The 13309-nt window shown below is 58.0% G+C and carries 10 protein-coding genes and 1 other RNA gene; 3 read left to right on the top strand and 8 right to left on the bottom strand.

Annotated elements, in window-relative coordinates:
• Window positions 1-21 precede the first annotated feature (21 nt).
• Entirely contained in the window at window positions 22-1329 is a 1308-nt protein-coding gene (locus ETC27_RS04425) for an ATP-grasp domain-containing protein (protein WP_136253809.1), read from the bottom strand.
• A 574-nt stretch (window positions 1330-1903) separates the two neighbouring features.
• On the opposite strand from ETC27_RS04425, the gene ETC27_RS04415 reads away from it, so the two are divergent.
• The gene (locus ETC27_RS04415) at window positions 1904-2824 is read left to right on the top strand and encodes a CHAD domain-containing protein (protein WP_136253808.1); all 921 of its coding nucleotides are present in this window, start codon (window positions 1904-1906) and stop codon (window positions 2822-2824) included.
• Between the two features lie 120 nt (window positions 2825-2944).
• Here the strand turns inward: ETC27_RS04415 and ETC27_RS04410 are convergent, their stop codons facing one another.
• From ETC27_RS04410 to ETC27_RS04395, 4 genes are all read right to left on the bottom strand, one after another.
• Window positions 2945-3217 (bottom strand): YqjK family protein, encoded by a 273-nt coding sequence (locus tag ETC27_RS04410; RefSeq protein WP_168709020.1) that lies wholly within the window; start codon window positions 3215-3217, stop codon window positions 2945-2947.
• Between the two features lie 25 nt (window positions 3218-3242).
• Window positions 3243-3653 carry a phage holin family protein gene (locus ETC27_RS04405; protein ID WP_136253806.1) on the bottom strand — a complete coding sequence of 137 codons (411 nt, stop codon included), beginning with the start codon at window positions 3651-3653 and terminating at the stop codon, window positions 3243-3245.
• Window positions 3653-3985 carry an ElaB/YgaM/YqjD family protein gene (locus tag ETC27_RS04400; RefSeq protein ID WP_136253805.1) on the bottom strand — a complete coding sequence of 111 codons (333 nt, stop codon included), beginning with the start codon at window positions 3983-3985 and terminating at the stop codon, window positions 3653-3655. The genes ETC27_RS04405 and ETC27_RS04400 overlap by 1 nt, the downstream gene beginning before the upstream one ends.
• 89 nt (window positions 3986-4074) lie before the next feature.
• Window positions 4075-5034, bottom strand: a complete 960-nt coding sequence (locus ETC27_RS04395; protein ID WP_136253804.1) for a phospholipase A — start codon at window positions 5032-5034, stop codon at window positions 4075-4077.
• A gap of 343 nt (window positions 5035-5377) precedes the next feature.
• Between ETC27_RS04395 and mscK the strand changes: the two genes are divergently transcribed.
• Window positions 5378-8740 carry a mechanosensitive channel MscK gene (gene mscK / locus ETC27_RS04390; RefSeq protein WP_136253803.1) on the top strand — a complete coding sequence of 1121 codons (3363 nt, stop codon included), beginning with the start codon at window positions 5378-5380 and terminating at the stop codon, window positions 8738-8740.
• A gap of 23 nt (window positions 8741-8763) precedes the next feature.
• Here the strand turns inward: mscK and ETC27_RS04385 are convergent, their stop codons facing one another.
• The 3 genes from ETC27_RS04385 to ETC27_RS04375 all read right to left on the bottom strand — a co-directional run bounded on the left by ETC27_RS04385 (window position 8764) and on the right by ETC27_RS04375 (window position 12985).
• Window positions 8764-9528 (bottom strand): TlyA family RNA methyltransferase, encoded by a 765-nt coding sequence (locus ETC27_RS04385; protein WP_136253802.1) that lies wholly within the window; start codon window positions 9526-9528, stop codon window positions 8764-8766.
• A gap of 136 nt (window positions 9529-9664) precedes the next feature.
• Window positions 9665-11716 (bottom strand): hypothetical protein, encoded by a 2052-nt coding sequence (locus tag ETC27_RS04380; RefSeq protein WP_240724799.1) that lies wholly within the window; start codon window positions 11714-11716, stop codon window positions 9665-9667.
• Between the two features lie 45 nt (window positions 11717-11761).
• On the bottom strand, window positions 11762-12985 hold the full coding sequence (locus ETC27_RS04375) for an ATP-grasp domain-containing protein (protein WP_136253801.1): 1224 nt from the start codon (window positions 12983-12985) through the stop codon (window positions 11762-11764).
• A gap of 227 nt (window positions 12986-13212) precedes the next feature.
• Between ETC27_RS04375 and ffs the strand changes: the two genes are divergently transcribed.
• Window positions 13213-13309: signal recognition particle sRNA small type (gene ffs, locus ETC27_RS04370), an RNA gene on the top strand.

Here is a 13309-nt window from a genome sequence, read left to right as displayed (position 1 = left end):
CGGGGACCCTACGCTTAACTTTTAGACATAGAAGTCCAAGTCTTCCTGAGATTTCAGCAGGTCCCGCATCTTGATGGGGTCGTCACCAAAGAAGAAGACCAGGCCCCAATGCGTTCCGAAGGCTGACCGGTCAGGAACCGTCTCTTCTGTCGGCGCGACCAATTCGTGAGACTCGAAGTAGGGATGCTCAATCGTTTCTTTGGGCATTTCCAGTTTGCTAACCACACGACGCCGCGGATACACACCGAAGCAACCAGCGTAGCCTTTCGCATCGACTACTTCCTTAGGGAAGAAGTTATCGACTTCTTCTTTGGTACTCTTGGGATCGAACACCAACATTGAGGCCTGGTACGCGCTAAATCCATAGGCTCGCTCAATCAGCTCGAACGCCTTGAATCCGGGCGGACGATATGCAACCTCCCCAAAGTACATTTCGCCGTCAGCAGTGACGAAGTACTCGGGATGAATCAAGCCGAATTTGATGTCGAAGGTTTTGATCAGCAGCTCGATCTGCTTGGTGATCGCGTTGCGCCAGCTCTCGAGTTGCTCGGTAGCCGGTACGAATACCGAGTAGCCCAGCGTTACGTATTCGGAAATATTAAGGAACTGGATCTTGCCATCGTGGATCCAGGCCTCGACAGCAAATTCCCAGCCACTCAGATGACTTTCCATTAGCAGGGGATATTCGTCATCCGGGATATTGTCGATTTCTTCTAGCGTGCGAATCATTCGGTGGCCCAGACAACCGGCTTTGTCGAACGCTTTGACGTGGATCGGGTCATCCGGGTCACCATCCAGCTTCAGCAGTGTCTGGTTGACGCGCTTCATGAAACGAACGATGTCGTCCTTCTCGTGCGCTTCCTCGAAGATCCCGACGCGGATGCCACCGAGCTGGGCACGGCGCTTCATCAGAGCCTTGTCACGGAACAGAATAGACTGGCCGTACATGCGAGGGCTGTCGAGAAGAACTGAGTTGATGGCACCGGACCACTCAACGGTCTCCTCGAACAACGGTATGGCTACATCGACGCCTTCCGCCTTCAGCCTTTCGGCAATCTCCATGGAGCGATCATTGAGACGGATAAAATCCCAAGAGATAAAAGGTATCTTGTTTGCCGTGCAGAAATCCTCGGCCCATTCTGGAGCAACCACTATATAGCGGCGGTCAAACTTCTGCGCGGCCTTGATAGCATTGACGCTCCAGCCAAGCAGGGCGATGTAGCCTTTGTTCGGATCCTTGGGCGTTTCTGTTCCACGAACCGAGTCCATGGTTGGATCGAGCCAGGCTGCTACTTCTGGAGCTAATTCAGTTTCTGACGTTGTCGGCATTTGAGCTTCTCCTTGCTGGTTAATTCGGAACTGCACCAAAGGCGTGCACCAAGTGAGCGGAGCCGTTAGCCAAGGTAGATCTCATCGGGCGGATTCAGCGGGGCAGCCCAAGCCTCAACATAAGATACAACCTGTCTGGTTACAAACTTACAACGTGTGAAGTGGACCACCGATCTGTGCCAGAGGCGCTCCACGAAGATGTTGCCCGGTAGCAGCCCTTGCCGTCCATGCTGATGGTCACGCCATGAGTCTTCAGAACGTCGGTGAAGGCCTGACTGGTGAATTGGCATCTTTGACCGCTGTTGAAGATCGCCGAAGTGAAGAAGAGCGCGAGAGCTGACAGTCGGACCTACAACCAGAAGCTACGTGGCAAACCGAGCAGCTCTGTCGCTGCCCGGATCGTGGAGCCGCGTACAGGGAACAGTTCACTATTTTATTGCTCAAGCCAGCTATATTTTTTATTGCTCAAACTTTTTCTCTAACCACACGTTACTGCAACAGACCTTCGCGCAACAGACTGGGAGCCTTACCGATTTGCTACTGCCTTTTCTAAAGATCTCAGGGGGAGACTGCCATGGCGTTTGTGCTACGACTGGATAGGGCCATGCAGGCCAACCTGACACGCCTCGTCGATCGCCAGCTGGGTAAAGCCCTTGTCGAGCTTGCCATTGAGCCAAGTGATCCGCGGCTTGCCCGTCATGTTCATCAGGTCCGTAAACGGATGAAGATGCTGCGGGGCTTGCTGCGCCTGATGCGCGACGCGATGCCTCGCGATCTCTATCGTCAGGAAAATGTCGCCTTGCGCGATGCAGCGCGGGCTCTCGCAGGGTCTCGCGATGCTCAGGTATGCATTGATACCTTCGATGTGTTGATCCCTCCGCAAACCCTGGCCGAGTCGTCCAAGCCACTCCCCCCCGTTCGCGACGCGCTGGTCGCTGCGCGGGATCAACGGCTCACCGAAACCAATCCCGATGCGGGTGTGGACAACACCGCCCAGCAACTGGCGTTGGCGCATGCAACACTTGAATCGATGCGTGAGCGACTGCCGAGCTGGCGTCTCACGGCCAAGGGCTTTAAGGCCATTGCCGGGGGGCTCAAGAACGTCTATGGCAAGGGACGTAGCGCCTATGCCAAGGCCTATGCCAGCGGTGATGACGGGGATTTCCATGAATGGCGAAAGCAGGTCAAATACCACTGGTACCACGTGTGTCTGCTGAGTGCCCTATGGCCGGTGGCCATGCGTGCCCGGGCCAAGAGTCTCAAGGCTCTGTCGCAACGGCTGGGCGACGATCACGATCTCACGATGCTAAGCGCCGCCTTGCGAAAGATTGACGGTGTCGAGGAAGGTGTCGTTGCGGAGCTTGAGTGGCGGGCGTCCCGGCGCCAAGCCACCCTGCGCGGCGAGGCCCGTCAGCTCGGAGGACTTCTTTATGCAGAATCGCCCAAGGCCTTCTGCCGTCGCTATCGGCGCTTCTGGAAAGTGGCTAGATCATGAACACGGAGATTCAGCGACTGTTGAGGCACAGCCAGAACAGTCTGAGAGGCAGAGACCATGCGCAGAAAATAATGGCGATCGGGGAGTGCCGTGACGGCACGACGCTGTAGGGAGCGCTGCTTACTTGATCAGGCGGCGAAGTCGTCTTGCCATCATGACGAGACCGAAAGCACGCCCAGCGAACTGACGGAACCCTTTAGGCCGACGCAGGCTCTGCCAGGCGAACACCCCGGCAAAACCGTAGATCGGCGCTTTCCAGCGCTTCGCCGCATGGTAGAGCGCATCGATCTTCTGGGTAGCATGACGCCAGCGTTCGGCATCCACCAGCACATCGATACGCTGCTGTTCGATACGCGCTTCGAGAAGCGCTTTGCGAGCAGCGATGCTTGCCATGTCAGTATCTTGGCGAACGGCGATATTAGTGGTCGGAGTGCGCATGTTGTCGCTCTGCGTTCATGAGTTCGCGGTCCGTGGCGAGGTGCTTGAGCGTACTCTTGAGAAGCGTCGGGCGCTTGGCAAGACGACGCACCCACAACGCCAAGCCAAGCCCACTCCCCAACAAGGCAATGGCGCAGGTGGCGATAGCTTCCAGGCGATAGCTATCCCAGAACACCACAACGACCAACAGCGTGAGCACGGCAAGCCCAAGCAGCATTAGCAGGAAGCTAACGCCCGCCAGCAGCAGCAAAGTGACCAAGCGTGCCTTTTCTTCTTCGAGCTCTACGACAGCGAGACGCAGGCGCGTCTCGCCGGTGGCGACCAGGCTACCGATCAGTCGCCGGGTAGCCTCGAACACGCGCTCTGCCGGTCCTTGGCTATCAGCCGCCATTAGCGCCGACCGATTAACATGCCGACCACGACGCCGACGGCGGCACCGATGCCAACGCTCGTCCAGGGGTTGTCGTTCACATACTTGTTGCAGGCATCGGCCTGTTCACGCACATTTTCCCGGGTATCGGTATAGATGCTTTCGCCTCTTGCCTCGAGGTGGGAACGAGTGTCCTTCAGTCGCTTCTCGGCACGCTCGCGCATTTCCTTGATATTGCTACGGGAGTCATCTGCAGTCGCGTTTACCAGCTCTTCCAGCGTGTTGCTCAGGTGACTCAGGTCGTTCTTGAGCTGGTCGGTGCTGGCATCGATATTGGGCGTGCGGTTAGCCATATGAATCCTCCTTGGGCATTTTGGAACATTTCCAGCATAGCAGCCGAGGCGTCCGGAAAGCATCCCTGCCATGCTGAGTCGGCGGGTGCCTAGCGCGTGTTGGTGAAGAAGGAGTTGAGGCTGAAGCCAATGCTCAGGCGATTGTTCTTGTGGTCATAGTCGACCAAGCTCTCGCCATAGCCATAATAATACTGGATGTGCCAGCGCATGCTGTCCGACAGTGGTAGCGAATAGTCGAACTGATAGCCCATATGACCAGCGCTGGGGTTGCCTCGAACCAGAAGGCTGGCTTCATGGTTCTTGTTCAAGCGCCGCGCCACGGTGATGTCACCATAGCCCATGTAGCGCTCAATGTCGGGGTTATCATCTTCATCCGCGGATTCGGGAATTCGCCAGTAGGGTGACACATTGATGACCCAGTCGCCGCGCTGGAAGACGCTATCCAGATAGAGCCGGTTCCAGCTGCGTGAAAGCGGTTCAGATCTCCCGTTGGACTGGTGGTTAAAGGCAACCCGATTCTGGATGTTTGTCCAGCCCATCAACGATAGGTCGTTGTCGAAACTCAAGAAAAGTTCGGGTTCGAAGTTGGTTTCCCGGAAAGGTGAGGAGGCTTCTGAGTTATAGGCCTGCCACCAGTTTCGCTGAGTATATGCGAAGTAAAAATCGCCATTATTGGCGAGGACATCATCGGCCAACTTGAACTTTACACTAAACTGGAATTTGACCTCGGCGTTGCCTACTTCAGCATCACTGATGCTACGGAAGGCATCTTGGTTAGGTGAGGTGTTGTAGCTCCAGGGGAATAGGTAGTTGCGGCGATAGGTGGTGATCGCGAAAGGGTTGTTCTCGGATTCACTCTCTAGCTCTCGCCGCTGCTCGGCTTCTTCAAGGGTGCGCTGAGCGGCCAACTGCTCGGCCATGTTTTCCTGAGTCAGCGGCTGGTTGGCAGATGCTCTGTTGGTCTCTACATCCTGTGCGATGGCGCCGCTGGCCATTGAGGTCATACTCACGGCCAGGACGATGACCGTGAGTGGCTTGGGCATGGCCATGTTTTGATTCCTGTCGGTCGTCTATCGAGTCCTGTTTCTACCATGCCGTCAGGCCAAGTCAATCGTTGTCGATGAAACCTGGGGGTTTCATGGATCAATTGAGCCGCGTTTTCCAACGCAACCAAGCGGCTGATGCCTGAAGCAGCTAGGCGGAAAAAGCGATGAGAAAGTGATGAGAGAGTGAAGAGAAAGTGGCTGTCGAGCGCTGTGTACCTGGATTGTTACCGCGCTAGCCCAGCACAGTGTGCGGGAAACGTGGAGGACATGCGGTGTGGAAAAAGATGTAGGGGGCTATTGGCGGTGCCACGCCCCGCGGTGTGTGGCTAGCAGCTGTTGGTGGCTAATGCGGTGGATGCTGCTGGTCACGCTGATGGTGAGTGGGTATGCGCTGGCTCAGGAGACACAGCCCACTGACTTGCCGGATATCGATACCTTGGAGACGCGCATTGAGGCGCTGGAGCCCGAAGAGGGAGCTTCGCTTGATGATGGCGCGAAGCGTGATCTCGAGGCGCTCAAGTCGACCCTACAGGTACTCGAGAAGATAGAGGATCTGCAGGCCGCTATGGCGACGCTTGAGCAGCGTATTGCCGATGCTCCGGCGGAGATCACAGATCTTCACCAAGAGCTTAAGGATGATGTGCCCGCCGCCCCTGATCTGAGCATTGATGGGCTTGAGCGACTATCCGTGGAAAAGCTGGACGCTCGCCTTAAAGCGTCCATGGACACCCTGAAGGAGTATCAGGATCGCCTGAGCGAGGTTAATACCCGACTGACCAATACTCAGACGCTACCGGAGCGGGCCCAACAGAGTATTGCTGAGGCCATGCAGGCGCTTGAGAAGGGGCGTCAGGCGCTGGAGGGACTCCCCGAGGGCCCCACACGGCTTGAACGCCGTGCAAAAGCACGTCTGGCTGATCTGACCGTGCGTTATCAACAGCGTGCCTTGAGTGCCAACTCAAGGCTACGGGAGCTCGCTCAGCTGCGACAGGAGCAGCTCAACCGGCAAATTGATCGCCAGGAAGCCCGCCTCGCCAAGTTACAGGCAGTGCTTGACCGAAAGCGACGCGCTCAGTCTGAGCAGGCGATCAAGGCGGCATCGTCCGACACCTCGACGATGGAAAGCGAACATCCCGTGGTTCGCCAGGCGCGGGAGGTTAATAACACCTTGAGCCTTGAGCTTTTGAAAGCCACCGAGCTTGCCAATACCTTGGCGCGTGATGGCCTCGACGTTAGTCGTCGGCTCGACCGGGTTCGCCAGCTACAGCAGACCCTCAATGAGCAGATCGAGGCCATTCGAGGCAGCCTGTTGTTGTCGCGGATTCTACGCGAACAAAAGCGCTTGCTGCCGCAAGTAGATCAGCGTCGCAACCTTCAAGACGACATCGCCGATCTGCGGCTCAAGCAGTTTGAGCTTGGTCGCCAGCGTGAGTCGCTACGGGATATCACCGCCCTGGCCCGAGAGAGGCTGAAGACGGCTAATGCCGAGCCTACGCAGGCGTTACTTAGCGCCCTGGAGAATCTTTTGACGTCGCGGCGTGAACTGGTCGATCAGGTGGAGGAGGCCTACGGCGAGCAACTGAGCGCGGCCATTGATCTGCAGATCAATCAGCAGCAGCTACTGACCCTAAGCCAGCAACTCCGTGAGACCCTCGATGAGCAGCTGTTCTGGGTCGCCAACAGCCGCCACCTGGATCTGGGGTGGTTGCGTCAGGTGCCGGCCCGAGTGGTCAACACCTGGACGGAAGGCGCGTGGCGTTCGCTGTTGCCATTGAAATGGCCGAATTCAGGCGCTTTGGCGGGTCTGTTACCGATGCTGATGGCCATTGGACTATTTCTTTGGCGTCCTCGCATCAAGATGCGTCTGGTACTGCTCAACGACAGGGTTGGTCACCTCAAGCAGGATACTCAGGCGCTGACACCGCTGGCGATCGCACTCAATGCGCTCTTGGCAAGCCCGGGGCCCCTGTTGATGGCATCGCTGGGCCTTGCCCTGGCGGTTGGGGCGGAAAGCATGATGACCCGCCTGGGGATGGCGCTGGTGCAGTTGTCGCTGGCTTGGGCCAGCATCGCTTGGGCGAGACGACTGCTCGTAAGTGATGGGGTCGCGGTGCGTCATTTCCTTTGGCCGCCTGCGTACGCGCAGAGGCTTTCCAGGCTATTGCGCTGGCTCGGGCTTTCACTGGTGCCGGTGCTGTTGATCACGAGCCTGGCACGCGGTAGCGAGACCACCCTGGCCGAGCACCCGCTGGCCTTGTTGCTGATGCTGGCAGGCCTTGCCAGCATGGCCGTGATTCAGAGCAAGTTGATCACCGCCCATACGCCGCATTTTGGCATCTTGCTGTTGCGTCTGCTTATTGGCCTGACGCTTGCCGCCGTGCCATTGCTGCTGATCGGATTGATCGTGCTGGGGTATGAGTACACGGCCTTGAGCCTGGTATCACGCTATGTGATGACGCTTTATCTGCTGGCCGTCTGGATTGTAGTGGAGGCCTCCGTGGTCCGGGGGTTGGCGGTGGCCGCGAGGCGGCTGGCTTATCGGCGGGCATTGGCACGTCGCCATGCCTTGAAGCGCGATGAGCTTGAGAACGGCATGGACGTGGTTGAGGAGCCACCGCTGGACATGAATCAGGTCAATCAACAGTCGCTACGTCTATCCAGGCTCATTCTGGTGCTGGGACTTGGCCTGCTGCTGTACCTGGTGTGGGCCGATCTGCTAGCCGTTCTCGGCTACCTGGATAGGGTTGCGCCCTGGGCCGCAGATGCCAGCGCGCCGGGAGAAGGCGGTGTCGCCAGCGGGGCGAGCGTTATGGATATCGTCATTGCCTTGGTGATAGTGGTCTTGACCATGATGCTGGCGCGTAACCTGCCGGGTCTGCTCGAGGTGATGGTGTTATCGAAGCTGACGCTAAAGCAGGGCAGTGCTTACGCCATTACCTCACTGCTGTCTTATGTGATCGTTGGGGGCGGCCTGGTCATGGCGCTTGGGACGCTCGGCGTGACCTGGGATAAGTTGCAGTGGCTGGTAGCAGCGTTGGGCGTGGGGCTGGGCTTTGGGTTGCAAGAAATATTTGCCAACTTCATTTCGGGCCTGATCATTCTCTTCGAACGCCCGGTGCGCATCGGTGACACCATTACCCTTGGCAATCTGCATGGCACCGTTAGCCGTATTCGTATTCGAGCTACTACCGTCATGGACTTTGATCGCAAGGAGATCATCATTCCCAACAAGACCTTCGTCACCGATCAACTGATCAACTGGTCGTTGTCCGATAGCATCACACGGGTAGTGCTCACCTATGGTGTGGCCTATGGATCGGATTTGGCACTGGTGCATCGCTTGCTGCACGAAGCGGCAACCCGTAATGAGCGCGTGCTGAAAGATCCGGAACCACAGGTGTTCTTCTTGCAATACGCGGCCAGTAGCCTGGAGTTCGAATTGCGAATTTTCGTTAACTCCTTGCTCGATCGACTACATGCAGCTGATGAAATCAACGTCGAGATTGCCTCGCGTTTTGAGGAACATGGGGTCGAAATTGCCTTCAACCAGCTCGATGTGCATCTGCACGATGAGAAGGGCGGCCCCGTCGAGTGGGTGACGCCGTCACGCCACCGCGAGGCGCCAGCTGAGAAGCGGGATGATGACAAGGGCAGGGGTGCACAGAGAGCAGGTAGAGAAGAAGGTGGTGAGCAGGGCGAAGACACATAATAGGGGTGTTTCGTCTTAGCTTTTTAGCCGCGACGGGCATGGAGCAGAAACTCACGGTTACCGTCGCCGCCGCGGATCGGGCTGTCCTGCCAGCCAAGCACCGTAAACCCCTGTTCGTTGCAACAGGCGCGGATTCGTGACTCAACATCGGCAAGCAGAGCATCATCGGTGACGATACCCCGCTCGTTGACCTTGCCCGGGCCGACCTCGAATTGAGGCTTGACCAGTGTCAGCAACTCCGCGCCCGGCGACAGTAGCTGGCTCAGCTGAGGAAGGATCAAGGTCTGTGAGATAAAGGAGACATCCATCACGGCGATAGATAGGCCTTCCGGCGCCTGTTGAGCCAAGGCCTTTTGCAGGTCGGGAGAGGCCGCCATTGCCCGAGCATTGAGGCCTTCCAGGCAACTGACGCGAGGGTCGTCGCGAAGCGTGGGATCGAGCTGGTGGTGGCCAACCTCCACGCCAATAACATGCGCCGCACCGAAGGTCAGGGCACAATCGGTGAACCCGCCGGTTGACTGACCAACATCGAGAACCACCCGGCCCTCAAGGCCCACGCCGCGCGCCTCGAGCAATGCCTCAAGCTTGAGGCCGGCCCGCGAGGCATAGCGTTCTTCCGGGTCCTCGGCGACGATCAACGCGCTGTCCTCCGGCAGCTTTTCGGAGGGCTTGGTCAGTGGTCTCGGCTGTCCGGCCAGGCTCACTCGGCCATGGCGAATCAAGCGCTGGGCCCGTGAGCGGCTGCGCACCAGGCCCAGAGAGACAAGCAGTTGGTCGAGTCGAATCATGCGGCCTCTGGCCTAAAGGAAGGGGAGAGTAGGCAGAAGATTATACCCAAGGCGGCCGCCGGTAGAGAATACCGGCGGCCGATGTGTTGAGGTGGCGGGATGATGGTGAAGCGGGGTGGGTCTCTGGTGACCGGTCTCAGACCTCTGGCGGCGCCTGACCACTGCTCGCCTGAAGCTCGGCATTGGGAATGCGGTCCTTGCCCCAGCTTCGGTGAATATAGCCTGTCACCCGGTCGAGCTCCTCCTGGGTGATCTTGGCAAGCTCACCTGGCTCCAGCGGATCATAGTGATAGATGTACAGGCGTGACACGAACTGCTCGAAGGGCAGGGAGGACTCGCCAAAGCGCTCACCATGATCCGAGGTACTCACCTTGATGCCGTCGCCCCAATCCTGACCGCTGTCGTTATTGGGGTTGAAGAAATAGACCCGCATCACGTCGTTGGGGTCGAGGTTGGTACGCAGGATCGTGATGGCATGCCAGCCAATGAAACGTGCCGACGTATCGGTCACGGCGATGCCGGCCGGTTGTGGATGAATCAGTGGCTGATTGCCGTTGTAGTACGGGTGATAACTGGCATAGAAGTGGCGCAGAAAATCGTCCAGATCATGCAGTTTCCCGGTTGCTACATCGACGTTGATGCGAAACCCTCGGCCCGACCACCAGCCGTGGAATTCCGGGTTGACCCAGCGATGCGGGTCGCCCTCACGGCCGATGCAGCGACGGCCCATTTCTGCATAGATACGGTCAAGATGCGGCACGACGATCAACGACACCGGGTCGAGGTCGGTGGGCAATGTCTGCGCTACACCGGAGAGGCTTGCCATGGAGGATAGAGGCATACCTTCAAAGTGCATGATGATGTCGTCATCACGCGCGCCCCAGGCCACCATTTGCAGCAGGTAATCCGGATCGTTGTAGGCCCACATCGACAGCGCACGTGCCGACTGACAGGTCGGGTTATTACCCTGTCCCACACCCAGCGGCAGGCCGAGCATGCACAAGACGCCTTCCAATAGCCGAGCCCTGGGAGAGACACTCTCCCCGAAGGCCAGGTTGAGGCGGGCCTGAGACCAGTCGGACAGCGTCAGGCTCAGCTGGCGCCACATGGCGGGCGCTACCGGGGGTTGGTAGAAAATACCGCGTTCAAGCGTTAGGGCCAGGCCGTAGGCTGCTTGGGATGTTTCCGGGTAGATGCCTCCACGAATCAGCGCGTGCACCAGTTCGCGGTAGCACAGCAGGCAATCGCGGCCGGTGGACGAGAGGCCCAGCGCTTCCGCCAGGAGATGGTCGCTGTGCTCAAGCAGGTAGCGCAATAGCACTGGGTGATAGGCCGATACCAGGCCCGTATCGTGCATGGCACGCGCAAAGCCGGTGGCTTCTCCCTGCAGGGCCGCGCTGTCCATGCTGCTGAGTCGCTCGCGGTATACCTCGAGCCCCGGGTCTTCGCGAGACGCTCGGGTAGGGCCAAATAACGAGCTGACCAGGCGGTCTGCGCCCTGGCCGCTGCCACCCAGGTCAATATCCGGGTTGGCCTGGCACAGGGCGATCTGCGTGATCATCTGCTTGACGGGGTCCACCTGAATGGGACGCTGTTCCAGCATCCGCCAGATTTCCTCGATCAGATGATCGATGATGTGTTCGTAGCCGATGCGCTCGGACATATGCCGAAACAGGTGGCGCGGAATTTCGGCCAATCGGCCCTGCGTTTCGCGCTCGGCTTCGGTCGGGGCGCCAAACAATAACCTGAGGTTCAGCGCCATCGTCTGGGTCAGGTAGTGATGCGCCTGCTCCAGGGAAATCAGTGGGTGTATGTAATCACCCTTGGCCACGGCCAAGAGCCGAAGCTCGCTAAGCGATTCGATCACCACCATGTTGGGATCGGGGCTCGTTAGCGCGTGGGTGGTAAGTGACGGGACCAGGTGCTGGGGAGTTTCCCAGTCAGACCCCACAAATACGCCCGCCTCCTCGAGAGTACGGCCGCGCGCCTCGATAGCCGCACAGCCGCCTTCCTGCAACATCACCCGCCGGGCAGTATCGAGCACTCGTGGGAGCTTGCCCGGCTTGGCGAAGTCGCGTGCGTCGTTGAGAAGTGTGATGGCGTCATCCAATTTCTTTAAAAGGCCAGCGAGCTTGTCGCTGGCCTCCAACGCATCACTGCTAGTTGTCGTGTCACGTGGCGTTGTCACGCAGACTCCTTGTATCAGGCTTGCATGCTTTCCATGTCGTCAGTATCAGACATAGAAATCAAGATCTTCCATGTGTTTGAGCAGATCTTTCATGCGTGCTGCTTCGTCACCCTTGAAGTAAACCAGGCCCCAGTGCGTGCCAAAGGCGGTACGCTTGGTGACCGTTTCTTCCATGGGCGAGGTCAGCTCGTGAGACTCGAAGTAGGGATGATCCTCGACCTCTTCGGGAATCTCCAGCTTGCTGACCACACGGCGGCGCGGATAGACACCGAAGCAGCCGGCAAAGCCGTCGGCATCGACCACTTCCTTCGGGAAGAATGCCTTGACCTCCTCTGCGGTGGTGTTGGGATCGAAGACCAGCATAGATGCCTGGTAGGCATTGAACCCATAGACGCGCTCAAGCAGTTCGAACACCTTGAAGCCCGGCGGACGATAGGCGACTTCGCCGAAGTACATTTCGCCATCGTTGGTCACGAAGTACTCGGGATGAATGATGCCGAACTCGATGTCGAAGGCCTTGATCAGCTTCTCGATCTGCGTCGTGATCTGCTCACGGTACCTTTCAAGCTCCGGAGAGGCCGGGACGAACACCGAATACCCAAGCGTTACATACTCGGAAATGTTGAGGAAGGCGATCTTGCCGTTGTGAATCCAGGCCTCGACCGCGAATTCCCAGCCATCCAGGTGCGATTCCATCAGCACCGGGAATTCTTCGTCGGGAATCGTATCGATCTCGTCCGGGGTGCGGATCACGCGGTGACCCAGGCAGCCAGCCTTATCGAAGGCCTTGAGATGGATCGGGTCGTTGGGGTCACCGTCGAGTTTGAGCAGCGTCTGGTTGACGCGCTTCAGGAAGCGAATCACGTCTTCCTTGTCGTGCGCTTCTTCGAAGATACCCACACGGATGCCGCCCAGCTGAGCGCGGCGCTTCATCAGCGCCTTGTCACGCAGCAGCAGTGATTGGCCATACAGGCGTGGGCTGTCGAGCAATACGGAGTTGATCGCACCCGCCCACTCTACGGTCTCTTCGAACAACGGAATGGAAACGTCAACCCCCATGTCTCTCAGGGTTTCGGCGATTTCCATGGAGCGATCATTGAGGCGCTCGAAGTTCCAGGGGACATAGGGAATGTCGTGTTTTTTGCAATAATCCTCAGCCCAGTCCGGCGCGACCACCACATAGCGGCGATCATAGCTTTCGGCGGCCTCGATTGCGCTAAGGCTCCAGCCCAGCAGTGCGATATAGCCTTTGTTGGAATCCTTCTGCATAACGCTCCCTTACCATTGGTACGTGATCTTGTTGGTTATCACCAAGCTACACCTCTAAGCCTAGACTAGAAAGACGATGTCCGGCCTCACCGCTTACGAAGATCATGTGCCCTTGCGGACACGCTAACCTACTGTTATATTGCGTCTCGCTCGACGCGCCGTTCAATTCAGCGGCTTGCATTTGAAGTAGTATCAAATTGTAAATGTTCGAGTCGTTATGGTGGCCCCGTCGGTCCTCCCGCAACGTTAAATCGCGAACCCCGCCAGGCCCGGAAGGGAGCAACGGTAGCGATGGATACGTGTGCCGGGATGTGGCTCTCGGGG

The sequence above is a fragment of the Onishia niordana genome, assembly GCF_004798965.1.
Taxonomy (GTDB): Bacteria; Pseudomonadota; Gammaproteobacteria; order Pseudomonadales; family Halomonadaceae; genus Onishia; species Onishia niordana.
Note: the sequence above shows the minus strand (reverse complement) of the source record. Positions and strands in the feature narration are given on the sequence as shown.